17 protein-coding genes are annotated in these 24,804 nt (G+C 70.8%); 11 read left to right on the plus strand and 6 right to left on the minus strand.

Going from position 1 to position 24,804, the window contains the following annotated elements; all coding sequences use genetic code 11:
* The first annotated feature begins 44 nt into the window (after nucleotides 1–44).
* The 7 genes from IPI43_01190 (at nucleotide 45) to IPI43_01220 (ending at nucleotide 7,052) form a co-directional block, all read left to right on the plus strand.
* Nucleotides 45–809, plus strand: coding sequence for an enoyl-CoA hydratase family protein (locus tag IPI43_01190; protein ID MBK7772744.1), 765 nt, complete (start codon nucleotides 45–47; stop codon nucleotides 807–809).
* Nucleotides 810–877: 68 nt separating this feature from the next.
* Entirely contained in the window at nucleotides 878–1,723 is an 846-nt protein-coding gene (locus tag IPI43_01195) for a CoA transferase subunit A (GenBank protein ID MBK7772745.1), read from the plus strand.
* 80 nt (nucleotides 1,724–1,803) lie between these two features.
* Complete coding sequence (locus IPI43_01200) at nucleotides 1,804–2,493, plus strand: CoA-transferase (GenBank protein ID MBK7772746.1); 690 nt, start codon at nucleotides 1,804–1,806, stop codon at nucleotides 2,491–2,493.
* A 79-nt stretch (nucleotides 2,494–2,572) separates the two neighbouring features.
* The gene (locus IPI43_01205; protein MBK7772747.1) at nucleotides 2,573–3,640 is read left to right on the plus strand and encodes a nitronate monooxygenase; all 1,068 of its coding nucleotides are present in this window, start codon (nucleotides 2,573–2,575) and stop codon (nucleotides 3,638–3,640) included.
* Nucleotides 3,641–3,647: 7 nt separating this feature from the next.
* Complete coding sequence (locus tag IPI43_01210) at nucleotides 3,648–4,808, plus strand: acyl-CoA dehydrogenase family protein (protein ID MBK7772748.1); 1,161 nt, start codon at nucleotides 3,648–3,650, stop codon at nucleotides 4,806–4,808.
* Between the two features lie 15 nt (nucleotides 4,809–4,823).
* Nucleotides 4,824–5,858, plus strand: a complete 1,035-nt coding sequence (locus tag IPI43_01215) for an acyl-CoA/acyl-ACP dehydrogenase (protein MBK7772749.1) — start codon at nucleotides 4,824–4,826, stop codon at nucleotides 5,856–5,858.
* A gap of 42 nt (nucleotides 5,859–5,900) precedes the next feature.
* Nucleotides 5,901–7,052, plus strand: coding sequence for an acetyl-CoA C-acetyltransferase (locus IPI43_01220; GenBank protein ID MBK7772750.1), 1,152 nt, complete (start codon nucleotides 5,901–5,903; stop codon nucleotides 7,050–7,052).
* A gap of 32 nt (nucleotides 7,053–7,084) precedes the next feature.
* On the opposite strand, the gene IPI43_01225 is transcribed toward IPI43_01220, so the two are convergent.
* The 6 genes from IPI43_01225 to IPI43_01250 all read right to left on the minus strand — a co-directional run bounded on the left by IPI43_01225 (nucleotide 7,085) and on the right by IPI43_01250 (nucleotide 21,153).
* Nucleotides 7,085–7,627, minus strand: a complete 543-nt coding sequence (locus IPI43_01225; protein ID MBK7772751.1) for a hypothetical protein — start codon at nucleotides 7,625–7,627, stop codon at nucleotides 7,085–7,087.
* A 591-nt stretch (nucleotides 7,628–8,218) separates the two neighbouring features.
* Nucleotides 8,219–10,081, minus strand: coding sequence for a thioredoxin domain-containing protein (locus tag IPI43_01230; protein ID MBK7772752.1), 1,863 nt, complete (start codon nucleotides 10,079–10,081; stop codon nucleotides 8,219–8,221).
* A gap of 40 nt (nucleotides 10,082–10,121) precedes the next feature.
* Nucleotides 10,122–12,437 (minus strand): AAA family ATPase, encoded by a 2,316-nt coding sequence (locus IPI43_01235; protein MBK7772753.1) that lies wholly within the window; start codon nucleotides 12,435–12,437, stop codon nucleotides 10,122–10,124.
* Entirely contained in the window at nucleotides 12,434–15,952 is a 3,519-nt protein-coding gene (locus tag IPI43_01240; GenBank protein ID MBK7772754.1) for an ATP-dependent Clp protease ATP-binding subunit, read from the minus strand. Before IPI43_01240 ends, IPI43_01235 begins: the two co-directional genes overlap by 4 nt.
* Nucleotides 15,949–19,296: an ATP-dependent Clp protease ATP-binding subunit gene (locus IPI43_01245; protein ID MBK7772755.1), complete on the minus strand. Its 3,348-nt coding sequence runs from the start codon at nucleotides 19,294–19,296 to the stop codon at nucleotides 15,949–15,951. The genes IPI43_01240 and IPI43_01245 overlap by 4 nt, the downstream gene beginning before the upstream one ends.
* Nucleotides 19,297–19,332: 36 nt before the next feature.
* Nucleotides 19,333–21,153: a serine/threonine protein kinase gene (locus tag IPI43_01250; protein ID MBK7772756.1), complete on the minus strand. Its 1,821-nt coding sequence runs from the start codon at nucleotides 21,151–21,153 to the stop codon at nucleotides 19,333–19,335.
* A gap of 152 nt (nucleotides 21,154–21,305) precedes the next feature.
* On the opposite strand from IPI43_01250, the gene IPI43_01255 reads away from it, so the two are divergent.
* Genes IPI43_01255 through IPI43_01270 form a run of 4 tightly spaced genes read left to right on the plus strand, consistent with a single transcriptional unit; the run spans nucleotide 21,306 to nucleotide 24,784 of the window.
* Nucleotides 21,306–21,653: an SCP2 sterol-binding domain-containing protein gene (locus tag IPI43_01255; protein ID MBK7772757.1), complete on the plus strand. Its 348-nt coding sequence runs from the start codon at nucleotides 21,306–21,308 to the stop codon at nucleotides 21,651–21,653.
* A gap of 16 nt (nucleotides 21,654–21,669) precedes the next feature.
* Complete coding sequence (locus IPI43_01260; GenBank protein MBK7772758.1) at nucleotides 21,670–22,578, plus strand: OB-fold domain-containing protein; 909 nt, start codon at nucleotides 21,670–21,672, stop codon at nucleotides 22,576–22,578.
* On the plus strand, nucleotides 22,578–23,636 hold the full coding sequence (locus IPI43_01265; protein MBK7772759.1) for a thiolase domain-containing protein: 1,059 nt from the start codon (nucleotides 22,578–22,580) through the stop codon (nucleotides 23,634–23,636). The genes IPI43_01260 and IPI43_01265 overlap by 1 nt, the downstream gene beginning before the upstream one ends.
* Nucleotides 23,636–24,784 carry a thiolase domain-containing protein gene (locus IPI43_01270; protein ID MBK7772760.1) on the plus strand — a complete coding sequence of 383 codons (1,149 nt, stop codon included), beginning with the start codon at nucleotides 23,636–23,638 and terminating at the stop codon, nucleotides 24,782–24,784. Before IPI43_01265 ends, IPI43_01270 begins: the two co-directional genes overlap by 1 nt.
* The last annotated feature ends 20 nt before the right edge of the window (nucleotides 24,785–24,804 follow it).

Here is a 24,804-nt window from a genome sequence, read left to right on the forward strand (position 1 = left end):
GTACGCCCGTGCCGACGCCTTCCCCCAAGCCCCCGTGAGCACGCATGACCATCTCCGTAGAGATCAACGACGGCATCGCTGAAGTCGTCATGAACAACCCCCCGGTCAACGCGCTCACGGTCGCGGGCTGGTTCGATCTCGCCGCCAAGATCACGGCCTGCGGGAAGAACCCAGAGGTGGCCTGCGTGGTGCTGCGCGCCGAGGGCAAGGGCTTCAACGCCGGCGTGGACATCAAGGAGATGCAGACGACCGACGGCTTCACCGCGCTGCTCGGCGCCAACAAGGGCTGTTGGGAGGCCTTCAAGGCGGTCTACGAGTGCGAGGTGCCGGTCATCAGCGTGGTGAACGACTTCTGCGTGGGCGGCGGCATCGGCCTCGTGGGCAACTCGGACATCATCATCGCCAGCACGGGCGCCAAGTTCGGCCTGCCCGAGGTGGACCGTGGCGCGCTCGGCGCCGCCACTCACCTGGCGCGCTTGGTGCCCCCCATGAAGGCGCGCGCCATGGTGCTCACGTGCGAGAACGCCACCGCCGAAGAGCTGCAGGCGTGGGGCAGCGTCTACGCGGTGGTGCCGCGCGACCAGACGCGCGCGAAGGCGCTCGAAGTGGCGGGCACGTTCAAGAAGAAGATCAAGGCGGTGGTCCGCGCCGCCAAGGAGTGCCTGAACAACATCGACCCGGTGGACGTGAACCGCTCCTACCGCTTCGAGCAGGGCTTCACCTTCCAGCTCAACCTCGCTGGCGCTGCCGACGAGGCACGCAACGCCTTCGTGGAGAAGCGCGACGTGGACACCAAAGCCGGAAGCTGAACCGGCCGCTGAACCGCACCGGGCACGGCTCGCGCACACGCCGCGACGCGCCCTGAAAGAAGAGCCACGTGGCAGACAAGACGATGACACTCGAAGACGCCGTGGGCGAGGTGCGCGACGGCATGACCGTCGGCATCGGCGGCTGGGGCTCGCGGCGCAAGCCCATGGCCTTCGTGCGGGCGCTGGTGCGCTCCGGCGTGAAGGACCTGACCATCGTGAGCTACGGCGGCCCCGACGTGGGCATCCTGTGCGCCACGGGCCAAGCGCGAAAGGTGGTCTACGGCTTCGTGTCGCTCGACTCCATCGCGCTCGAGCCGCACTTCCGCAACGCACGCCAGGCCGGCACCATCGAGGCCGTGTCGCTGGACGAGGGCATGTTCCGCCTGGGCCTGCAGGCCGCCGCGTGGCGCTTGCCGTTCCTGCCCACGCGCGCAGGCCTCGGCTCCGACGTGCTGGTGAACCAGCCGCAGATCCGCACCGTGAAGTCGCCGTATGATGACGGTGAAGAGCTGGTGGCCATCCCCGCGCAGCGCCTGGACGTGGCGTTCATCCACATGAACCGCGCCGACACGGCTGGCAACGGGCAGTACCTTGGCCGCGACCCGTACATGGACGAGCTCTTCTGCATGGCCGCCGACAAGGCGTTCATGAGCGCCGAGAAGATCGTCCCCACCGCGAACCTGCTCGACGAGGGCACGTTCCACACGCTCAAGATCAACCGCATGATGGTGCAGGGCGTGGTGCACGCGCCGGGCGGAGCCCACTTCACCGAGTGCCCTCCGGACTACGAGCGCGACGAGGCGTTCCAGAAGGAGTACGCCGCGAGCGCGAAGGACGCGGCGTCGTGGGAGGCGTGGAAGGCCAAGTACCTCGACGTGACCGAAGACGAGTACCAGAAGGCGGTGGCGAAGTGAGCACTGACAACCAAGCGATCACGCGCACCGACATCTGCGCCGTGGCCGTGGCCGAGTGCTTCCGCGGCGACGGTGAGATCATGGTCAGCCCCATGAGCCCCACGTCCAAGCTGGGGGCCATGCTGGCGCGCGCCACCTTCGAGCCGGACCTGGTCATGACCGACGGCGTGAACATGATCCTGGCGGACAACGTGCCGCTCGGCGCCGATGTGGCCGACGCGGTGATCGAAGGGTGGATGCCCTTCCCCTTCGTGTTCGACACGCTCTTCTGGGGCAAGCGCCACGTCATGATGGGCGGCAGCCAGATCGACCAGTACGGCAACCAGAACCTCGCCTACCTGGGTGGCACCTTCAAGCAGCCCAAGACGCAGCTGCTGGGTGTGCGCGGCGCGCCGGGCAACACCATCAACCACACCACCAGCTACTTCATCGGGGACCACAACCCGCGCGTGCTGGTGCAGAAGGTGGACTGCGTGGCCGGCGTTGGCTACGACCGCGCGGCGAAGCTGCACCCCAACAGCCGCGCGCGGCACGAGATCCGGCGCGTCATCACCAACCTCTGTGTGCTGGACTTCGAGACGCCGGACAACCGCATGCGCCTCCGCTCCGTGCACCCCGGCGTGAGCGTGGCCGACGTCCAGGCCGCCACCGGCTTCGAGCTGGTCATCCCGAGCGATGTTCCCGAGTCGCGTGAGCCCACGGCCGACGAGCTGGCGTGGCTGCGCAAGCTGGATCCCAAGGGCGTTGCCGCCCGCGAGGTGAAGTCATGAGCGAGTCGAAGAAGCCCTCCGCCAAGGCCCGGAAGTCGACCTCACCGTGGTGGCCGGCGGCGGCGCGCCCGACGCCGGGATGAAGGCCAAGCTGGACGCCAAGCTGCGCACGCCCATCTGCGACCTCTTCGGCATCGACTACCCCATCATCCAGACCGGCATGGGCTGGGTCTCGGGGGCCAAGCTCACCTCGGCCACGTCGGCGGCCGGCGGCCTCGGCATCCTGGCGGCGGCCACCATGACCTTCGAGGAGCTGGAGCAGGCTATCCAGCAGGTGAAGGACAACACCGACCGCAACTTCGGCGTGAACCTGCGCGCCGACCAGGCCGACGTGATGAAGCGCGTGGAGCTGCTGATCAGCGCTCAGGTGAAGGTGGCCAGCTTCGCGCAGGCGCCCGGCAAGGCCGTCATCACGCGCCTCAAGGACGCGGGCGTGCTGACCATGCCCACCATCGGCGCGCAGCGGCACGCCCAGAAGGTGGCCGAGTGGGGCGTGGACTCCGTCATCGCGCAGGGCCACGAGGGCGGCGGGCACACGGGCAACGTGCCCACGCACATCCTCATGCGGCAGGTGGCCGACGTGGTGTCGTTCCCGTTCTTGGGCGCTGGCGGCTTCAGCGACGGGCGCGGCCTCGTGTCGGCCATGGCCAGCGGCGCGAGCGGCATCGCCATGGGCACGCGCTTCTTGCTCACGCAGGAGAGCCAGGTGCCCGAGCACGTGAAGGCGCAGTACCTGAAGACGGCCATCGACGGCACCGTGGTGACGCGCGCCATCGACGGCTACCCGCAGCGCGTGATCCGCACGCCCATGATCGACGAGCTGGAGCAGGCCAGCCCGTTCACGCGCTTCCCGAAGGCGGCACGCAACGCGCTCACGCTCATGAAGCTGACCAACACCAAGCTCATGGACATGATCGAGGAGGGCCGCGCCATGAAGGAGAGCAAGGGGCTCACCTGGTCGCAGCTGGCCATGGCCGCCAACGCGCCGATGCTCACCAAGGCGAGCATGGTGGACGGCAAGGACTCGGGCATCCTGCCCACCGGTCAGGTGGTGGGTGTCATCGACGAGCTGCCCACCGTGGCCCAGCTGCTCGAGCGCATCATGGACGAGGCGAGGGCCACGCTGCTCTCGCTGCAGGTGGGGTGACGCCATGATGAACCTCGACTTCAGCGCGCAGGAGAGCGCGTTCCGCGCCGAGTGTCGCTCGTGGCTGGAAGCCAACGTGCCGAAGGAGTCGCTCCCGAGCGGTGACACGCGCGAGGGCTACGCCCTGCACCTCGAGTGGGAGCGCAAGCTCTTCGACGCGGGCTGGTCGTGCGTGTCGTGGCCCAAGGCCTACGGCGGCCGCGAGGCCTCGCTCTACGAGTGGCTGATCTTCGAGGAGGAGTACTACCGCGTGCGCGCGCCCAGCCGCGTGACGCAGAACGGCATCTTCCTGCTGGCGCCCACCATCTTCGAGTTCGGCACCGAGGCCCAGAAGCAGCGCATCTTGAAGCCCATGGCGCGCGGGGACCTGAGCATCGCGCAGGCCTGGTCGGAGCCCAACTCGGGCAGCGACCTGGCCAGCCTCCGGAGCACGGCCAAGCGGGTGGACGGCGGCTGGCTGCTCACCGGGCAGAAGACCTGGTCCACGCGCGGCGCGTTCAGCGACATGGCCTATGGCCTCTTCCGCACGGACCCGAGCAAGTCGCGCCACCACGGCCTCACCTACTGCCTGTTCCCGCTCACGGGCGAGGGCGTGACGGTGCGCGGCGTGGACCGCCTGGACGGCGACGAGGGCTTCGCAGAGCTGTTCCTGGAAGACCTGTTCGTGCCCGACGAGAACGTCATCGGCGAAGTGAACAAGGGCTGGGAAGTGGCGATGGCCACCACGAGCAGCGAGCGCGGCCTGTCGCTGCGCAGCCCCGGGCGCTTCATGGCCACGGCCACGCGCTTGATCGACCTTTACCGCCGCTACCGCGAGACATGTGACCCGGCGCTCCGCGATCAGGTCATCGACGCGTGGATGGGGGCCGAGGCCTACCGCTGGTACACCTTCAAGAGCGTGACCGACATGCTGACGGGCAAGCCCATCGGCGCGGAGTCGAGCCTCAACAAGGTGTTCTGGTCGGAGATGGACGTGCGCACGCACGAGACCGCGCTGAGCATTCTGGGGCAGGCGCAGTGCCTGGACGAAGGCAGCGCCGATGCCGCCGACGAGGGGGCCTGGATCAAGGGCTTCCAGTTCGCGCTGGCGGGCCCGATCTACGCGGGCACCAACGAGATTCAACGGAACATCGCGGCGCAGCGCGTGCTGGGCCTGCCGCGCGGCTAGCAGAGAGAACGAGCCATGCACTTTGCATTCTCCGAAGATCAGACGCTGCTGCGCGACACCGTGCGCGACGTGCTCGCGAAGGAGTGCGCGCCCGAGGTGGTGCGCCGCGTGTGGAACGGCGCGAGCGACCTGCGCGCCCCGGTGTGGAGCACGCTCGCCGAGAACGGCTTCGTGGGCATGGCCGCCTCCGAAGAGGCTGGCGGCATGGGCATGGACGAGGTGGACCTCGCGCTGGTGCTCGAAGAGGCCGGCTACGCGGGGCTTCCGGGCCCAGTGGCCGAGACGTCGCTGGCTGGCTTGCGCTTGCTGGAGACGCTGGGCGCGGGAACCCCGCATGCCGAGTGGGTGGGCAAGGTATGCGCGGGCGACGCGACCCTGGCGCTGTGCTTCGAAGGCCAGCAGCTGGCGCTGCACGCGCCGCTCGCGGACTTGCTGCTCATCGCTCGTGGCGACGCCCTCTATGCGGTGCCGCGCGCGGAGGCGGGGCTCGGCGAGCAGACCGCCGTGGACCGCGCGACGACGATCGCCACACTGGACTACACGCCGTCCGACAAGCACTTGGTGGCGCGCGGGCCAGCCGCCACGGCCGCCATCCAGCTCGCCTACGAGCGCGCCGCCCTCGGCAACGCGTGCATCATGGTGGGGCTCTCGCGGCGCATGCTGGACCTCGCGGTGGCGTACGCCAAAGACCGCGAGCAGTTCGGCAAGCCCATCGGCGCACAACAGGCGGTGCAGCATCACTTGGCCAACGCGGCTGGGCGCATCGCCTTCGCGCAGCCAGTCGTGTATCGCGCCGCGTGGGCGCTGGCCAACCGTGACCGTCACGGCGACGAGTCGCGCCGCGAGGCCGAGCTGGCCGTGTCCACCGCCAAGATCTACGCCGAAGAGGCGGGACGCGTGGTGGCCAAGATCGCGCTCCAGGTGCACGGCGCCATCGGCTACACCATCGAGTGCGACCTGCACTTCTTCATGAAGCGCGTGTGGACGCTGGCTCCCTTCTACGGCACCGCCGCGGAGCATCGCGCCCGCATCGGCGCGCACATCCTGTAACCCTCGCTCCCGTTCTCCGACCCTCGATCACAAGGATCCGCCATGCCCGAAGCCTATATCGTTGATGCCGTCCGTACGCCCGTGGGTCGCCGCAAGGGGGGCCTCGGGGCCGAGCACCCCGCCGATCTCGGCGCGCACGTCATCAAGGGCCTGGTCGAGCGCACGGGCATCGACCCGGCCGCCGTGGACGACGTCATCTTCGGCTGCGTGGACACCATTGGTCACCAGGCGGGCGACATCGCGCGCACGTGCTGGCTGGCGGCTGGCCTGCCGGACTCGGTGCCGGGCACCACGGTGGACCGCCAGTGCGGCAGCTCGCAGCAGGCCGTGCACTTCGCGGCGCAGGCCGTGATGAGCGGCACGCAGGACCTGGTGGTGGCCGGCGGCGTCCAGCAGATGACGCAGATCCCCATCAGCGCGGCCATGATGGTGGCCACCCAGTTCGGTATCAGCGACCCGTTCAGCGGCAGCAAGGGCTGGCAGGCGCGCTACGGCGGGCAAGAGGTGAACCAGTTCCTCTCGGCGCAGCGCATCGCGGAGAAGTGGGACCTCTCCCGCGCCGCCATGGAGGCCTACTCGCTCGAGAGCCACGAGCGCGCCATCCGCGCCCAGGACGAGGGCCGCTTCGACCGCGAGATCCTGCCCTACGGCGACGTGCGCATCGACGAGGGCCCGCGCCGCGGGAGCACGCTCGAGAAGATGGCGGAGCTCAAGACCCTGCCGGGCGCAGACCGCCTCACGGCCGGCGTGGCCAGCCAGATCTCGGACGCCTCGGCGGCGCTGTTGATCGCGAGCGAGGCCGCGGTGAAGCAGCACGGCCTCAAGCCGCGCGCGCGCATCCACCACATCAGCGTGCGCGGCGCGGACCCCATCTGGATGCTGACCGCGCCCATCCCGGCCACGCAGCACGCGCTCAAGAAGGCCGGCATGTCGCTGAACGACATCGACCTGGTCGAGATCAACGAGGCCTTCGCGTCGGTGGTCATGGCGTGGGCCAAGGACCTCGAGGCCGACCTGAGCAAGGTGAACGTGAACGGCGGCGCCATCGCGCTGGGCCACCCGCTGGGCGCCACGGGCGCGCGCCTGATGACCACGCTGCTGCACGAGCTCGAGCGCACCGGCGGCCGCTACGGCCTGCAGACCATGTGCGAAGGCGGCGGCCAGGCCAACGTCACGATCATCGAGCGCCTGTGACCCGCTGACGTGAGCCCAGCGGCGCCTCGCTCTCAGTACGCGGCGCTGGGCTCCACGTAGCGGCCACCACGCAAGATGGCGACGCCGTCGATGTCCACGTCCAAGCCCGGGCCGTTGAGGCAGAAGGTGAGCCCCGTGTAGGCCGCGTCGCTGGGGCTGACGCCGCGTTGCCGTGCGTCGACCACGCTGAGCGTGCAGCCCACGTCGCTGAGGCGAACACCCGCGCGCTCGATGGGCGAGACCTGCGGGGACACCAGACCGAAGCCGAGCGTGCGCAGGCGCATGCCCGGAAAGCGGCGTGAGACCTCGCCCAGCCAGTCGGGCCCGTCCGCCCCGACCACCGCGCGCAGCACACCGTTGTGGAACTGGAACCCCTGCGGGGGCCGTGTGAGGAGCGGCGGCGTGGGCAGCAAGATGGACGTGGGCCGAGCGAGCTGCCCGGCGGCCGTGTCGAGGCCGACTGCCACGTGGCCGTGTGGAAACTCGAAGTCCGCCACCGGCCCGCGCGGCCGCGAAGAGCGCGTGTGCTCCACACGCAGCAACAGCGCGGGGGCGCCGTGCCAACGCACCGCCACCTCGGCGTCGGGCGCCAGGCGCGAGGTGAGGTAGCGCGCATAGGCGCGCTGGAGGATGGTGGGCGCCGCCAGCCGTGGTGCAGCAACGCGTCGGGGTCCACGCGCAGGATGGCGAGCGGCTTGCCCCCGGTCTGGACCCGAACTTCTGCCTCGAGGCGCTCTGCCGCGGGGCGCCCCTCGCCGCCCAGCAAGATGCAGGCGTGACAGCGCGCCAGGGCCTCACGCCAGGCGCGACGCTCCACCTCGCTGGCCAGACTGAGCGCGCGGGTGTCGAGCGCGGTCAGCACCACGCCCAGCTCGGCCGACACCTCCTCGACCACGCGGCACGCCTGCTCGAGCCCGGACCCCTCGCCGAAGAGCACCAAGAGGCGCTGGCCAGCCACCAGGCCGAGCTGATCGGCCAGCAGCCGGCGCGCGCTGCGCTGTGCCGTGGTGGCCTGCGAGATCTGCGAGACCCGTGGCAGGGCATCCTGCTTTACGGTCTTGTCGCGATCTGGATTCGAAGGCATGCGGCATCGTTAGCAGCGCATTGCAGAATTGAAAAGCAGCACCTCTTACAGCGGAATTATTCGACAATCATGGCATTGACGCTCACTGGCGCAGGGACCGCGCGAAGGTGGTCACCCCCTGGGCTAGGCTCCCCGCGTCCGTGAAAGGGAGCGAGCATGCGTCGCGGCTGCAGAGGTAGACCGCTGCCTCTCCTGGATATGGATAACGGCTGCTCCCGGGTACGCCCAACTCCACCAAGCGGTCGGGACGCTGGAACCGCAGGGCTGCGCGGTGCAGCGCGTGCGTGGCCGGGTCTGCGGGCTCGCCCACCACCGAGAGCAAGAAGTACCCCGACCGCGCGCGCTCGAGCGCCAGCACCAACGCGCCGACCTTGCGACCCTGGCGGGCGATGGTGGCCGGAACGGCGACGTCCCGAAGCGTGGCGAGCGCTCGGTCACGCCGCGCGTCGTCACTCGCGCGCTGCGACAACTCGAGCATCAGCTCGGCCATCACGGCGTTCTGCTCGAGGGGCTTCTGGCGCTGCGCGAACACCCCCACCGCGCTCGGGTCGGCGGTGTGCGCGAAGAAGCCACCGCGCTCGGGGTCACGCAGCCGGGCCTCGGCGAAGACCAGGGTGCGCTCCGCGAGCGCGAACCAGCGTGGGTCTCCGGTCGTCTCACCCAGCGTGGCGAGCCCCCGTGCCATGTACGCCTGATCGGCGAGGTGCAGCAGCGCGCCCGGGGGGTCGTTGGGGGCGTGCGCGAAGGCGTCACCGCGGCGGTGCGTGCGCTCGAGGCGCTCGGCGGCTGCACGCGCCGAGGTGAGCCACGGGCCCTCGGGGTCCACCTGGGCGAGCCGCGCCAGCGCGTCGATCAAGAGGCCGTTCAGGCTGGCGTAGAGCGCCGTGTCGGTGCGTGGCAGGCCCAGCGCGCGGCGTTCTGCATCAGCGAGCGCGTAGTAGTCCGCACCAGGCAGCACGCCCCGCGTGGTGGGAACGTCCGCGTCTTGGCTGGCATAGAAGCCGCCCGCGGGGTCCTCCAGGAACGCTCGTACGTAGGTGGCCACGGAGCGCGCGTGTTCGAGCCAGCGCGCGTCCCCCGTGGCGCCGTACGCGCTGACGAAGGACTGGATGGCGCCAGCCTGAATGGCCGCGAGCTTCTCGAAGTGCGGGTGCTGCCAGTCTCCGCGGGTGGAGTACTGGTACATCCCACCGAACACGGGGTCGAGCAGCGCGGCGTAGCTCGTGGCGGTGGTCAGCGCGCGCGGGAGCCAGGCGGCCTCTCCGTCGATGACAGCGCGCGAGAAGGCGTGCTCGAGCGGAGCCGCGAAGGGGTAGCGCTGAATGCGTCCCCAGCCCCCGAGGCGCGGCTCATAGAGTTCGTCCAGCTGTGCGCGGGTGAACGCGAGCGCGGCGTCGAGGTCGGGCGGCGTTCCATGCGCCGGCTGGTCGAGTTGCTGGGCATCGGTGCTCCGCCCGGCGGCGACGTCATCGGCGGCGCGCGTCAAGATGCGCGCGAACACGTCGGGGGCGCGGTACCCACGCAGCGCGAGGATGGGCTCCGCGTCGGGGGTGAGGAGCGCCGTCGCGGGCCAGCCATACTCGGCGTAGCGCTCGGCGATATCCGGGCGCGCGTCGGCCTCGACGCGGATGACCACGTAGCGCTGTGCCAGCACGGCCAGCACGCGTGGGTCGGCGAAGGTCTCGGCGTTCATGACGTGGCACCAGTGGCACCAGCCGGCCTGCACGCTGATGAGCAGCAGCTTCCGTGTGCTGCGCGCCTCGGCGAAGGCTTCCGGGGTCCACTCGCGGAAGTCGGGCGCGGTCCCGTGACCGCCGGTTGCCACGAGCGTGGACGGCGCCGGCCGACTGTGTGCGCAGCCCAGTGGGCTGGTGGCCAGCGCGACAGTGGCGAGCACCAGGAACCACGCGTGGGGGTGCGAGCGGGCGAAGGAGCGGCAGCGCATCGGGGCAAGATAGCCGGTCGGTGGGTCTATGGCTGGCCCGTCATGAGAGCTCCACGTCAACCACCGTCCCTGCCAGCAGGGGCCGTGGCTCGCCCGCGCACGCCACCCGGAAGGTGACGCCCGTGAGCTCGGGCGCCTCGGCCAGGTGCACCGCCATGGGCGTGACCACACGCTCCTCGATGACGCGCTGCAGCGGTCGCGCGCCGCGGCGCTCGTCGTACCCCAGGTCGGCGAGCCGGTCGCGCGCCGCAGCGCTCACCTGCAGCGTCACGCCACGAGCGCGCAGCCCCTCACGCGCGCGCACCTTCCCCAGCTCGAGATCGACGATGCTCCGCACGTCTTCGCGCTGCAGGTGGCCGAACGACACCACGTGGTCGAGGCGGTTCCAGAACTCCGGGCGGAAGTGCTCGCGCACCCCACGAGCGAAGTCTTGCTGGCGGCTGGTGCCGAACCCGGCCGCGGCACGCTCGCTCACGCCGAGGTTGCTGGTCATGACCACGATGGTCATGCGGAAGTCCACCAAGCTCCCGCGTGAGTCGGTCAAGCGCCCCTCGCCAAGGAGGCCGAGCAGCAAGTCGAAGGTCTCGCGGTGCGCCTTCTCGATCTCGTCGAACAGCACGAGCGACAGCGGCTGAGCGCGCACGCGCTGCGCGAGGCTGCTCACGCCCTCGCCCACCTCGAGCAGACGCTGCGCCGCGCCGCGCACCATGTACTCGCTCATGTCCACGCGGATGAGGCGCTTCGCGTCGCCGAAGAGGTAGTGCGCCAGCTGCTTCGCGAGCTCGGTCTTGCCCACGCCCGTGGGCCCCACGAAGAACAGGCTGCCGAGCGGCTTGTCGGGGTCGTGCACGCCCGCCTTGAAGGGCACCACCACGCGCGCGCACGCCTCGCAGGCGGCGTCCTGACCGATGACGCCGGCGCGCAGCGCCGCGGCCACCTCGCGCGTGGTGACCGGGTGCTCGTCGGCGATCACGGCAATGGGCAAGCCGCTGTAGCGCGCGTACGCCACGCTCACGTCGGCGGGGTAGAGCACGCTCGGGCGCGCCTCGTCCGCATCCAGCCAGTCGAGGAAGTGCACAGCCTTGCCCGGGAAGCGCTGGTCTCGCCGGAACGCGGAGAGGTGGTGGACCACGCGCGAGACGCCCTCCGGGTGGATGACCGCACCCGGGCGCCCATCGCGTTGCCCAGACTGCGCGCTGCGCTGCACCACCAGGCGCGCCACCGAGGCGCTGGGCATCTCGGCCAGCTCCACCACGTCCATGGCGTCCAGCAGCGTGGCGGCGTGGCGTCGCGCCCACTCACGCTCGCTGGGGCTGCACTCCGCGATGATGGGCAGCGACGACGAGAGCACCGCGGGTGCGAACAGGTCGCCCACCGACGACCCCGCCGAGCGCTCCTTCAAGAACGAGGCGAGGTTGTCCACATAGAGGAAGTCGCGCTCGTCGGCGAGTTCCTCGATGAGCCCGAGGCAGCGCTCCTGCCACTCGCCCAGGTAGATCATGCCGGCGATCAAGCGGTCGGCCGAGGTGGCCCAGAGGCGCGGCTCGTGGCCAGTGCTCGCCCGCCGCCGGCGCAGCAGCTCGCGCGCGAAGCCCTGCACCAGGGTCGTCTTGCCCACGCCCGGCTCACCCACGATCAAGATGCTGGGCAGCGGGCGCAACTCGAGCAACGACGTCAGCTGCTGGAGCGCGCCCGGCGACGCGCTGCGCCGGGGCAGGCGGCCATCCGCACAGCGCTGCACCCACTCGTCGCACACGGCCGTGGCGATGGGGAAGTCGGCACGCAGCCGTTCTCCCTCACTGGGGCGCTTGGGAGCCGACCGGCTGCGCGCCAGCTCGGCCGGCTCGAAGACCTGCACATCGTCGTCCCCCTGCTGGTCGAAGTCGTAGACCCAGCTCTGCTGCCCCCCCAGCAGCGCCGCGCCCACGGCGGTGCGCAGCGCGTCGGGCGCTAGCGTGAGGGTCTCGAGCAAGATCCACCAGCCGAAGCGCGGCAGCATGACGCGGTACCCACCGCTCGGCAGGGGCGACCACGCGTAGGAGATGCGCATGGGGATGGTGCGTTCGCCGACGACGGTCTGCTTGTCCACCACCGTGGCCGGACGGACCACCACGCGCGCGACGCCCACCGAGAACGTCTCGGTGAAGAAGTACGCGTCGAGCGTCTCGCGGCCGGTGGCGATGCGCTCCGTCAGCTCTTGTTCGATGAGCTGCAGCACCTCTTCGCGGCTGAAGCCGTACGCCGACGGTGCGGGCTGGTCGAAGAGCCCCTGGCGCAGCCGCATGAGGTAGCCCGACCAGCGGCCCTCCGGGTGCGCGATGAAGTAGACGCGAAGCGATGGTTTGGGGCTGCTCATGGGCCCTCCGTGAGCTTCTCGCTCGCGCGCAGCGCCCAATAGTGTGGCAGCACGTCGGCCATGCGGCGGCACTGGTGCACGCCCGAGGTGCCGAGACGGAAGTCTTCCACTTCGATGGGCGCGAGCTCGCCGGGCCGCAGCGGCGGATCGAAGCGCACCCGGCGCACGCACGGCAGCAGCGCCTCGGGGTCTTCCGGCAGCGGCACCTGACCCGCCTCGAGGGCTTGCTCGAACACCACGCGCGCGCGGTCCGACGCGAGGATCACCGCGAGCGGCGTGCGCTCGTCGTCGCCGGGGATGGCGCGCACGCGCACCACCTCGGAGCCACTGAGCAGCGACGTGCGCACGTGGCACCCCACCTCCCCCGCGAAGAAGTCGGTGACGCCGAGGCCCACGAACTTGAGCACCACGCGCGAGGCGCCCTGGTTCTCGGGGAGCGCGAGCTTCTCGACGTCCTCGAACCCCAGCTCACGGCGCGACCCGTCGGGCATGGCCAGGGCGGCCCCCGTGAGCACGCCGCGACCGCCACGGTAGGCCTCGATGAGCCAGCCGAACAAGTCCTGGTCGCGCGCGGTCACCCGCCGGTTGCGGCCCTGACCCACCCGCAGCAGCTCCACCAGCACGGTGTGCTGCGCCGCGTCGCTGGCGGCGCGCGTGGCCCGCTCGAGGAACCACGCCTCTGCGAGCGCGAGCAACGTGTCCCGGCGCGACAAGCGCGGCGCGTCGGGCAGCACGTAGCGCGGGTGGAGCAGGCGGACGCGGCGGGCCCCCATGACCGACGAGCGCACCTCGAAGGTCTCGAGCGCGAGTTCGTTCAGGCCCTCCTCCATCCAGTCATCGTGCCGCACCCAGGCCTCGAGTCGCTCACGGAACGCCAGCAGCTCCCCACGCACCAGGTCGGCGCGGTGCACGTGGTCGGCATGCTCTTGCTCGCCGTCGGTCACGTGCGGCAAGTGCTTGCGCAGCTCGGCCACGGCCTGCTCCAGCAGCGGGCCGGCCAGAAGCGCGTCGATGGCCGCGAGCGCCGCCGGCAGCTCGTCCCGCAGCTCGCGCGGGCCGCGCGTGAGCAGCGCCGGCAGACGGAGCTCCCGACCGGTGGGAGGGGCCTCGCGCAGCGTGTCCACGTGCAGCTTGTACTCGCCGTCCGCGTCGTAGATCCGCACGATGCGCATCTCCGCGCGCGTGTGTCCCGCCACCTCCTCGGCGAGCACGTGGCCCACGTGCTTCTCGAGATAGCGCTTGAGCGAGCGCGCCCCCATGAGCGGGTCGAAGCCCTCACGCACCATGCGGGCGGTGGCGCTCTGCGTGGTGAACACGAACACCTGCCGCTCCAGCAGCCCGCGGCGCGCCAGCAGCTGGGTGAGCTCCTTCTCGGCCACGCTGGCGGCGGCGTCCGCCGAGAAGGGGTGGAAGCGCACCACCCGGTCGATGCGGTTGTACAGCTCCGGGGGAAAGAAGTCCTTCACCGCGTGGGTCACGGCGCCGGCTGCGTCTCTCCGGTCCCCGAACCCCACGCGCGGCTGCGCCTCGGCGCCCAGGTTGGACGTCATCAAGATCACGGTGTGGGTGAAGTCCGCCTCGTTGCCTTCGGCGTCGCACAGCCGCCCCTCGTCCAGGAGCTGCAGCAGCAGGTAGTGAACGCTGGGATGTGCCTTCTCGATCTCGTCGAACAGCACCACCGAGAAGGGCGCTTGGCGTACCGCCTCCGTGAGGGCACCGCGCGGCGCGTAGCGGTCACCGATGAGCCGCGCCGGGGCGTCCGCTGCGTTGTACTCGCCCATGTCGAAGCGCAGCAGGCGCGCGCTGCTGCCGTACAGGTAGTCCGCCAGCGCCTTGGCCAGCTCGGTCTTGCCCGTGCCCGTGGGGCCCGTGAACAGGTAGGTCGCGTAGGGGCGCGCCGGGTCGGTGAGCCCCGCGTGGATGCGCATGACCACGTCCACCACGGCGTCGACCGCGGCGTCCTGTCCCACCACGCGCTCCTCGAGGCGCTGCTTCACGTCGGCCGGGGCGAGCGGCTCGGTGGGCCGGAGCAGCTCCGAAGGCAGGCCGGTGCGCTCGCTGACGAGATCGAGCACGGAGTCCTCGTCCACCACGAAGTCACCGTCGGCGTAGCGCGGCAGTCGGCTCATCCACGCGAGCGCCGCGCCCGGGAGCGCCGTGCCGTGGAAGAGGGTCTGCGCCAGGTCGAGCAGCGCTCGGAACGCGAGCGGGTCGAAGATGACCGGCGTGGATCGCGCTGGCGCCTGGCCGTCCGCTGGGTGGGAGGCATCGTTCCCGCGCGCCGCGCCTCCGTGCTCCAGCTCGCGGGCGCGCGCCAACATCATCCCCAGCGTCTCGGCCGGCGTGGAGGGGGCGACGTGCACCTCGGTGAAGAGGTCTGCGAACCCTGGGGCGTCCTCGCGCAGCTTGTCCCACTGGGCGGGGGTGGCCTCACCGATGACGCACAGCTCCCCACGCGCCACGGGGCCGCGCAGCAAGTCCGCCACGGCGCGGGTGCTGTCGCGCGACTGGCCGACCTTGCCCATGGTGTGGAGGTCTTCGAGCCACACGACCACGCGCGCCGCGCGGGCATCGCGCAGCAGGGTGACCACGCGCTCTTCCCACTCCCCCACGCGACTCATGCCCGCGATGATGCGCTTACCGTCGAGCGCCACCACGTGCGTCACCTGATCGAGGTTGCCGTGCGAGGGGTAGTCCTCGGCGTCCAGCAAGTCGTACACCAGCTGATGCAGCACGGTGGTCTTGCCCGCCCCGCTCGGCCCGATGGCCACGAGCGGGAGCTGCTGGGAGGCGCCCATCAAGCGCGCGAGGGACGCGCGCAGCTCCCCACGCGGCTGGCCGCGAGGCAGGCGACCGTCGGCCGCGCGCAGCGTGAGGTCCGTGCCGAGCGTCCCCAGCAGCCCGAGGCCGCTCTTGCGCTTCTCTCCGCGCCCGCCACGCCGCGCGGGGTCCTGGTCCAGGTCGTCGAACGGCCCACGGCGCGTCTCGAGCCCGTCGAGCAGCGTGGGCACCTTGGCACGGAAGGCCACGGCCCGGATGAGGTCGTGCCCGTCGGTCTCGAGCTCCGTGATCTCGTCCTCCGAGAGGTCGGCCCAGGCGTGGCGAAAGTAGCGCGTGGCTTGCTCGGCCAGCGCCACATCCGGATCGCGCGCGAACCACTCGAGCGGGCGACGCGGGTGGTACACGATGTAGAGCAGCTCCGACGCCGAGCGATGGCGCGGCTCCAACACCAGCGGGAAGCGGCCAGCCGTCTTCACGCGCCCCTGCTCCCCGCGCAGCGTGAGCTCCAGGTGGGGACGCAGCAGCTCGGTACCACGCCCGATGGTGTAGCGCCGCAGCTCCTCGGGCTTGCTGTCGGCCAGCCGCTGCTGCACGCGCTCGCGCAGCTGCGCCTCCAGCTTCACCACGCTCTGTCCACGCAACGAGATGTCGCGCGACTCCCCGAGGCCGAGCGTGTGCCACTCGAGCGTGCCGCCCGGGAGCCTGCGCTGGTAGATGGCGATGGTGAGGTTCATGCGACCTCCGTCTGGGGGTGACGTCGCACCGTTGCGGCCACCACCGCGTCGATCTCGGTCCAGTAGTCTTCGACGGCGATGCGTAGCGCCCCACCCACGGCGATCACCAACCCACGGTGTGCCTCCACTACCCGCGCTGCCGGCAGCAGGTGCAGCCCGGCTCGCGGGTCGAACGGCGCTGGCGCCACACGCGCGAGCGTGGCCGGCGAAGGCGGGGCCTCGGCGATCACGAAGGTGAGCTCGAAGTGGCCCCGCTCGACCCCCTCGGGCCCGGCCGCCACGCGGTGCAGACCGCGCTCGGCATACAGGTAGTTCCCAATCAGCGCGCCGCTGCCGCTCAGCACCACCGACATGGGCGCGCGTGGCGTGACGTCCAGCAAGGCGACCAGCTCGTGCAGCTCGATGGCGGGCGCGAAGGGCAGCGCGCTCGAGTCCCCCGCAGGGAGCACGAGGCCGGTGGTGCCCCGCGCGGGGAACGCCCACACCTTCCAGCTGCGCGCGCGCGCCTCTTGGGCGAGGCCCCGCAGCCAGTGCGCAGCGGCACCCTGGAGATCGCGCTCCTGCAGGTACACCGTGGCCCGGTCGACGGGCTCTGCGGTCATCGTGGCGCGAACAGCGGCCTTCGTCAGTCTGGCGCGAAGCTCGTCGCAGAGCGCCATGTCGACACCGCCGTCGCGGCTGTCCGACCAGAGCGCCCCCAGCAGCAGCTCCTCGTAGACGCGCACCTCCTCGCTGACGGCCTCGAGCGCCTCGAGCGGCTGCGCCAGCCGCCCCGCGTCGCGTGCCAGCGTAGCCGCGAGCGGCCCTGGGTCGGCGTTCCTCCGTGCCCGGCGTGCGTGCTGGTTCAGCTGCATGGTGAGGAACCGGCGGCGCTGCAGCAGGCCCTCGATGGCCGGCGACAGAAGCCAACCGTCCGCCTCCCGTCGCACGCGCGCGAAGGCCCAGATCACGTCCAGGGAGCGGTGTCGCCCGAGGCGCTCGCCCCGGAACGCGTCGACGTGCCACTCGCCGAGGGCGCGCGAGGCGATGCGAGCCCCATCCTGGCCACGCTCCTCGGGCTCGTGGGCAGCCCGCACACGCAGGCTGGCTCCTTCCCAGACCTCCCCGAGCTCGCCCACCAGCCGCGCGAGCGGTGCCGCCAGCGCCTCGTCGAGGAAGCGCCGCATCCCGCGCGCACCGTAGGCCGGGTCGTGTCCCGCTCGCGCTAGGCGCTCGATGGCCGCGTCGGTGACCGTGAGCGACGCGCGCGCGTCCATGAACCCCCGCCGCCCCGCCAGCTTCGCCACCATGAGCCGCGTCACCGCCTGCATCTGCGCCTGGTCCAACGACACGAAGGGCACGATGCGGTCGATACGGTTGATGAACTCGGGGCGGAAGCGCGCCTCGATGGCGTCCTCGTAGCGCTGACCATCGGTCGCGGCCTGCGCGCCGATGCCGAGCGGGGGGCGTGCGCGATGGCTGGCGCCCAGGTTGCTGGTCATGATCAGGATGACGTTGTGGAAGTACGCGGTGCGCCCGCGCGCGTCGGTCAGCCGCCCCTCCCCGCAGACCTGCAGTAAGAGGTCGAAGACGCTGGGGTCGGCCTTCTCCAGCTCGTCCAGCAGCACCACCCCGAAGGGCTTGCGGCGCACCTCGCGTGTGAGCGCGCCCTCGCGGGAGTCCGCGCCGCGGATCAAGCGCTCGGCCGCGCTCGGGTCCGCGTACTCGCTCATGTCGAAGCGGATGAGGTGCGTGGGGTCGCCGAAGATCTGCGCGGCCAGCGCGCGCGCGAGCTCGGTCTTGCCCACGCCCGTGGGGCCCACGAACAAGAAGCTGGCCAGCGGCTTCTCGCCCTGCGAGAGCGCAGCCTTCACCACGCCCAGCGTCTCGATCACCCGCTCGACGGCGTCTTCCTGGCCCACCACGCGCGCGCGCAGCTGGGTGCGCAGCCGATCGGCTCCCAGCGCCTCGGCCGGGTCCAGCAAGAAGCGCGGCACGCCGGTGGCCACACTGAAGGTGGCATAGGCCTGGTCGGGGTCGATGCCTGCGCTGCCCGCCGGGTCGAGGCGCCGCGCCGCCGCGCGCACCTCTTCGTAGAGCCGTACTGCTTTTCCCGGGAATGCCCGGTACGGCACATAGCGCTCCGTCAACGTCAGGATGACCCGCTCCGTCTCGGGCGTGAGCAGCGGGGCATCGGGGGCATTTCCCGCCCGGCGCGTGTCGCTGACCACGTGCGCATGCAGCGCCCGCGCCGCGTCGTCGCGGCTCATGGCTGGCACCGCGATGACGTGGAAGAGCGCCAGGAAGCTCGGGTCGCGCTGGCGCAGCTCGTCGAGCACCTCGCTGGTCAGCTCGCCCACCACGCGTACGCGGCCATCGTCCACGAAGGGCTTCACGCCGGACGCCAGGTCCACGAAGCCGCCGGCCTTGTCGCCGAAGAGGTCCGCGAGGTCGTCGAAGTAGAGGATGGCGTCCAGCCGCGAAGCCGACTCCAGCACGCGACGCAGACGCTCCTGCCACTGCCCGAGGCCGCTCTGCCCGGCGATCAGCTGCGCCCCGGACGTGGCCCACACCAGCCGCTCGGCGTCCCGCCCCACGCTGCCCAGCCAGCTGCGGAAGACGGCGCTCTTGCCGCTGCCCTCGGGCCCCACCAGCACCACCCCCGAGCGCGTGGGCGCCGCGAGGAGCGCCCCCAGCGCGGCCTGCTCCTGCTCTCGGCCCACGCACGGGGCGGCGCCTCGGGTCTGCCCGTGCAGCGGCCGCCCCACGTGGTCCAGCATCTCCCGGGCCGCGCGACGCTCGGCGAGGCGCGTGAGCTTGCGCGCCAGGCCCGCCGCAGCGCCGCGCTCCTCGTCGCGCTCCGCCAGCTGCACCTCGAGCAGCTCGAGGTCCACGGTGGGCGCGGGCAGGAGGTCCAGCCATTGGCTCGGCGTGGGCTCGAGGGCTCGGATCAGCCGCTCGGCCTCGGCCCTTATGGCGGGCACGAGGGGCTCGTCGGGCTCCACGAAGAACGAGTGCCGCAACGGGAGGATGACCACCCAGTGGGCGTCCCCCTTGGGGATCAGCGCGCACGGGAAGACCACCTCGGATGCATGCCGCAGCGCGTGCGGCAGGTCTACGCGGCCGAGCGTGACGGGCACCAGACGTCCGCTCACGTCCGGCGCGAGGTGCAGGTGCGCCACCTCTGGCGCGCTCAGCTTCCGCACTTGTGCCTCGAGGAACAGGCGCAGCTCGGTGAGCACGTCGTCACGATCCCCGAACGCCGCCCACTCCGGGCGCATGACGGGATACGCCACGCACGCGCCGCTCGACTCCTCGTGCAGGGCGATCAGGGTGCGCAGCGTGCGGGGAGCCGAGGGGTCCATGGGGCGGACATCATACGGGTCCGCGCGGCCGGCGCCTCATGTGTTCTCGCTCGGCTTCGGCCCCCAGCGAGCGAGGGCCAATGCCGCGACCGGCACCGCCACCGACAGCCCGATGAAGAGCTCGTCGATGATGGCGGGCTCGAGCGCGCCCGCGAACGCCACCGCCAGGCTGAGTGACGCGAGGCCCGCCCCGCCACGGTGGAACACCGACAGCGCGAGCCCGCCCCCCGTGAGCAGGAAGGCATCGGTCAGCAGCACCGCGGCCGCCGAGCTGCCCGCCACGTGCCCAGCCACGCGCTGCAGAAAGCTGAGCGCCAGGGTGGAGACGCAGATCTGCGCGATGCGCCGGTTCACCAGGTTGAACTCGCCGCGACGACGCCAAGCGACCACCACCGCGATCATGACGCCCAGGATGCCGGCTCCCACGATGGCCAGGCGCTCGGTCGACGGCTGGAAGCTGGGCCGGTCGAGGCGCTGTACGAAGAGCCCGAGCGTGAGCGCCAACACCCCCACCGCCAGGCCGAGCGCTGCCCTCGTGCGCGGGCCAGCGCCGAAGCTGAGGTCGCGGTCCTGCTCTAGAGCCATGGCGCGTGAGGCGCGCTCCTGGTTCTCACGGCGCCGTGCCTCCAATTGCTCGCGCAGCACCTCGTGCTCCGTGGCCACTGCCGGCAGCGACTCGAAGAGGGCCTGCGCGGCGTCTACGTGATCGAGCGCCAGCTCGAAGCGCACCATCTGGGTGATGGCGTCACTCAGCCCCACGCGGGCGTCGGGGTGCTCGGGCCACACCTCGCGCGCCTGCTCGAAGGCAAAGCGCGTCTCGGTGAACAGAGACTGAGCGCGCCCGTAGTCGGCCTGAGCGGGGTCTCGCGCGAGCGACGTGAGCTGCAGCAGCCTCGCCCGAGCGGTTGCCACGAGGGATGACGCTGCACGGTGCTCGCGAAACTGGAGCAGGGCATCGCGCAGCTCATTGACGGTCTGATAGCGCGCGTCCGGGTCCCGCGCGCAGGCCCGCTGAAGGATGGCCGCCAGTTCCTCCGGCACGTCGGGACCGTACGCGTACGCTTCGCAGCGCATGGCAGCCGCCACGGTGGACAGCACGGTGTCGCCGCTGTGGCGCAGCTGGCCCGTCGCCGCATGGTGCAGGCTGGCACCCAACAAGAACACGTCCGAACGGACGTCCGAGCGCCCGCGCGCCATCTCGGGTGGCATGTAGGCAGGCGTCCCCGCCAACCTGTTGGTGGCGTCGTCGGCCAGGCGCCGGGCTACGCCCCAGTCCAGCAGGTACACCTCGCCGAAGTCCCCGATCATGACGTTGTCGGGCTTGATGTCGCGGTGCAGCACGCCACGGCTGTGGGCGAAAGCACACGCCTGGCAGACCTGCAGGATGACCTCGATGTGGCGCTCGAGCGGCGCGCGCGTGTCGATCAGCTCGTCCCACGAACGCCCGCCGATGCGCTTCATGACCACGGCCGGGCCTTCGGCGTCCTGCACCACCGCGTGCACCGGCACGATGTTCGGGTGCTCGAGCTGGCCCGTGATGATGGCCTCTTCGAGCAGCTGTCGCGAGGCCCCTTCCGTGGGCGTGTGCGCGCGCTTCACCGCCACCTCGCGCAAGAGGGCGCGCTGCTGGGCGAGCCAGACAGTGGCCATCCCGCCCTCGCCCAGCACATACTCCAGCCGGTAGTCGCCCTCACCGCCGAGCGTCAGTAGGGCGCGCGGGAGCTGGGACGTCCGCGGCGCTTCGGGCAGCAGATCGCCGCGCCCGAGCGAGGTGTCCGGATCGGCCGTCTCGCGGATGCCCTCGGCGAGCAGGGTTCGGCGCAGCGCCTCGAGCTCGTCCTCACGCGAAGTGGTCACCGTGCCTCCCCCCGCCCCAGCGAGCAGGGTGCCCCACCGGCACCTCATGGATACAAATCGTAAACGTCACGGCGCGCTGCCTCTTGACGGCCCGTGTAACAACGACTAGAACCCGTTCTAGAACACGTTCTAGTTGCTGACCGGAGACGAACATGACGGGCATGGTACGCGATACACGAGAGTACTTCGACACACTCGACGAGCGCTTCGTAGCAGACGCCGCCCGCGGGGTCAGCGCCACGCTGCAGTACGAGCTCTCGGGCGAGACCGGCGGCAAGTGGTACGTGCGCGTCCGCAGCGGCCAGCTGATCGAGATCTCGCAAGGCCAGGCCGAGCGCCCCACCCTCACGCTGCGCATGGACGCCCGCAAGTTCGTGGACATGACCAACGGCACCCTCGACGGCACGCTGGCCTACATGCTGCGCGACCTGCGCGTGCACGGGAACGTGGCGCTGGCCGGCCGCATGAAGCAGTTCCTGCCCCCGCGCACCACCCACTGACGCGACGAGAGAGACCATGACCGAAGCACTTTCAGCTCCCTACGTCCTCGAGTACACCTACCGGCGCTCGATGGGCCCCGTGATCGGGCGCTTCCTCGAGGGGCTGCGCTACGAGATCCTCGAGGGCGTCAAGACGGCCGACGGCCGCGTGCTCTGCCCGCCGCAGGAGTACGACGAGACCGGCGCCCCCACCACGGGCGAGTTCGTGGCCCTGCGCCCCACGGGCGTGCTCAAGTCGTGGACCTGGGTGGCCGAGCCGCGCCCCACGCACCCGCGCAAGGTGCCGTTCGCGTTCGCCATCGTGCAGATCGACGGCACGGACAGCTGCATCACGCACATCCTGGACGCCAAGGACCCGAAGCAGCTCCAGACCGGCATGCGCGTGCGCGTGCGCTGGGCCGCCCAGAAGCAGGGCACCATCCACGACATCGAGGGCTTCGAAGTGAGCTCGCCCATCCTGCCGGGCCCCGTGCACCTCGACTTCAGCGTCATGCCGGGCCTGCATCAGAGCGCGTACCTGCGCGGCTTCCAGGAGGGCAAAATCATCGGCGGCAAGTGCCAGACCACCGGCAAGGTCTATGTGCCGCCGCGCGGCGCGAGCCCCGTGGATGGCAAGCCCACCGAGGAGTACGTGGAGCTGCCGCACACCGGCGTGCTCACCACCTTCACCGTGGTGCGCATCCCCTTCGAGGGCCAGAAGCTCACCCCGCCCTACTGCTTCGGCGCCATCGTCTTGGACAGCGCCGACCTCCCCATCTACCACTTGATCAGCGGCGTCCCGCACGACGAGATCCGCATGGGCATGCGGGTGAAGGCCAAGTGGAAGCCGCGTGAGCAGTGGGAGACCTCGCTCGAGAACATCCTCTATTTCGAACCGACCGGTGAGCCCGACGCGCCGTTCGAGAGCTACTCGGAGCACCTCTGATGCGTGACATCGCCATCGTCGCCTTCTCACAACTTCCCTCCGAGCGGCGCGCCGAGCCCCGCGACGAGGCCGAGATGGTGGAGGCCATCGTCAACGGAGCCCTGGGCCAAGTGGGCCTCACGCACGACGACGTGGGCTTCACCGTGAGCGGCAGCTCCGACTACCTCGTGGGCCGACCGTTCTCGTTCGTGGCTGCCGTGGACGGGCTCAAGGCCTGGCCGCCCATCCGCGAGTCGCACGTGGAGATGGACGGCGCGTTCGCGCTCTACGAAGCGTGGGTGCGCCTGCTGCACGGCGACATCGACGTGGCGCTGGTGTTCTCGTTCGGCCGCGGCTCGCTCGGGCCCATCCCGGACATCATGAACCTGCAGAACGACCCGTACTACGTGCAGCCCCTCGGGCTCGACGCGATCAGCGCGGCGGCGCTCCAAGCGCGTGCGCTCATCGACGCGGGCAAGGCCACCGAGCGCGACTTCGCGGACATCGCGGTGCGCAGCCGGCGCGACGCCATGCAGAACCCCAACGCGCAGGTGAAGGGCGAGTTCGACGCGAAGAAGATCCTGAAGGAGGAGCCCTACCTCAGCTCGCCGCTGCGCAAGAGCTTCTGCCCGCCCATCACCGACGGCGCCGCCTGCGTCATCCTGGCCAGCGGCGACAAGGCGCGCGCGCTCTGCAAGCGCCCCGCGTTCATCCGCGGCATCGACCATCGCGTGGAGGCCCACTCGCTGGGTCTGCGCGACCTCACCCAGAGCCCCTCGGCGCGCCTGGCTGGCGAGCGAGCGGGGGTGGGCAAGGCCAAGGTGGACGTGGCCGAGCTGCACGCGCCCTTCGCGCACCAGGAGATCATCTTGAAAGAAGCGCTGGGTCTCGACGAGAGCGTGAAGATCAACCCCTCGGGAGGCGCGCTCGCCGCGAACTCCATCATGACCGCCGGTCTCATCCGCTTCGGAGAGGCCGCCGCCCGCATCATGGACGGCAGCGCCAAGCGCGCCGTGGCCCACTGCACGAGCGGACCGTGCCTGCAGCAGAACCTGGTTGCCGTCTTGGAGGCTGAGTGATGTCTGAACGTTGCGCCGTCATCGGCATTGGCCAGACCGAACACCGCGAGAGCCGCAAGGACGTCTCGCTCCCCGGGCTCCTGCGTGAGGCGCTGTTCCGCGCCCTCGAGGACGCCGACCGCACGCTCGCGGACATGGACGCCATCGTCATCGGCACGGCCCCCGACATGTTCGAGGGCGTGATGATGCCGGAGCTCTTCATGGCCGACGCGCTCGGCGCCGTGGGCAAGCCCATCTTCCGCGTGCACACCGCCGGCTCCGTGGGCGGCTCTACCGCGGTGGTGGCCAGCCACTTGATCGAGAACGGCGTGCACCAGCAGGTGCTCACCCTCGCGTTCGAGAAGCAGAGCGAGGCCAACGCCATGTGGGCCCTCTCGCCCGCCATCCCCTTCCAGCCACAGCTGGTGGCCGGCGCCGGCGGCTACTTCGCGCCGCTGATCCGCAGCTACATGGCGCGGCACGACGCGCACCCCGACGCGGGCCCCATGGTGGCCGTGAAGGACCGCGAGAACGGCCTCTTGAACCCCAAGGCGCACCTGCACCTCACGCAGACGCTGGACGAGGTGAAGGCCTCGCCCATGCTGTGGGACCCGATCCGCTACTCCGAGACCTGCCCCTCGTCCGACGGCGCGGTCGCGATGGTGCTGGCCAACGACAAGCACGCCAAGGGCTGCAAGAACCCCGCGTGGATCCTGGGCACCAGCGTGCGCACCGAGCGCACGTTCATGGCGGGCCGCGACCAGGTCAACCCCAAGGCCGGCCAGATGTGCGCCAAGGACGTGTACGACCAGGCGCGCATCGACCCGCGCAAGGACGTGGACTGCGCCGAGATCTACGTGCCCTTCTCGTGGTTCGAGCCCATGTGGCTCGAGAACCTCGGCTTCTGCGAGCCGGGCGAGGGCTGGAAGTGGACCATGGAGGGCAAGACCCGCATCGGCGGTCAGCTGCCCCTCAACATGAGCGGCGGCGTGCTCTGCACCAACCCCATCGGCGCCAGCGGCATGATCCGCTTCGCCGAGGCCGCACGCCAAGTGCGCGGGACCGCAGAGCGTCACCAGGTGGACGGCGCCAAGATCGCCATCGGTCACGCCTACGGCGGCGGCTCGCAGTTCTTCGCCATGTGGGCCGTCGGTAGCGCCCGCCCCTGAGTCGAGTCAGCCTAGCCAGA

It is taken from the genome of Sandaracinaceae bacterium, from assembly GCA_016706685.1.
Lineage (GTDB): Bacteria > Myxococcota_A > Polyangia > Polyangiales > Houyiibacteriaceae > JADJJE01.

Coding starts and splice junctions, on each gene's coding strand:
- IPI43_01190 (MBK7772744.1), top strand. CDS start 45: ATGACCATCTCCGTAGAGATCAACGACGGCATCGCTGAAGTCGTCATG.
- IPI43_01200 (MBK7772746.1), top strand. CDS start 1,804: ATGGTCAGCCCCATGAGCCCCACGTCCAAGCTGGGGGCCATGCTGGCG.
- IPI43_01205 (MBK7772747.1), top strand. CDS start 2,573: ATGAAGGCCAAGCTGGACGCCAAGCTGCGCACGCCCATCTGCGACCTC.
- IPI43_01210 (MBK7772748.1), top strand. CDS start 3,648: ATGAACCTCGACTTCAGCGCGCAGGAGAGCGCGTTCCGCGCCGAGTGT.
- IPI43_01215 (MBK7772749.1), top strand. CDS start 4,824: ATGCACTTTGCATTCTCCGAAGATCAGACGCTGCTGCGCGACACCGTG.
- IPI43_01220 (MBK7772750.1), top strand. CDS start 5,901: ATGCCCGAAGCCTATATCGTTGATGCCGTCCGTACGCCCGTGGGTCGC.
- IPI43_01230 (MBK7772752.1), bottom strand. CDS start 10,081: ATGCGCTGCCGCTCCTTCGCCCGCTCGCACCCCCACGCGTGGTTCCTG.
- IPI43_01235 (MBK7772753.1), bottom strand. CDS start 12,437: ATGAGCAGCCCCAAACCATCGCTTCGCGTCTACTTCATCGCGCACCCG.
- IPI43_01240 (MBK7772754.1), bottom strand. CDS start 15,952: ATGAACCTCACCATCGCCATCTACCAGCGCAGGCTCCCGGGCGGCACG.
- IPI43_01245 (MBK7772755.1), bottom strand. CDS start 19,296: ATGGACCCCTCGGCTCCCCGCACGCTGCGCACCCTGATCGCCCTGCAC.
- IPI43_01255 (MBK7772757.1), top strand. CDS start 21,306: ATGACGGGCATGGTACGCGATACACGAGAGTACTTCGACACACTCGAC.
- IPI43_01260 (MBK7772758.1), top strand. CDS start 21,670: ATGACCGAAGCACTTTCAGCTCCCTACGTCCTCGAGTACACCTACCGG.
- IPI43_01265 (MBK7772759.1), top strand. CDS start 22,578: ATGCGTGACATCGCCATCGTCGCCTTCTCACAACTTCCCTCCGAGCGG.
- IPI43_01270 (MBK7772760.1), top strand. CDS start 23,636: ATGTCTGAACGTTGCGCCGTCATCGGCATTGGCCAGACCGAACACCGC.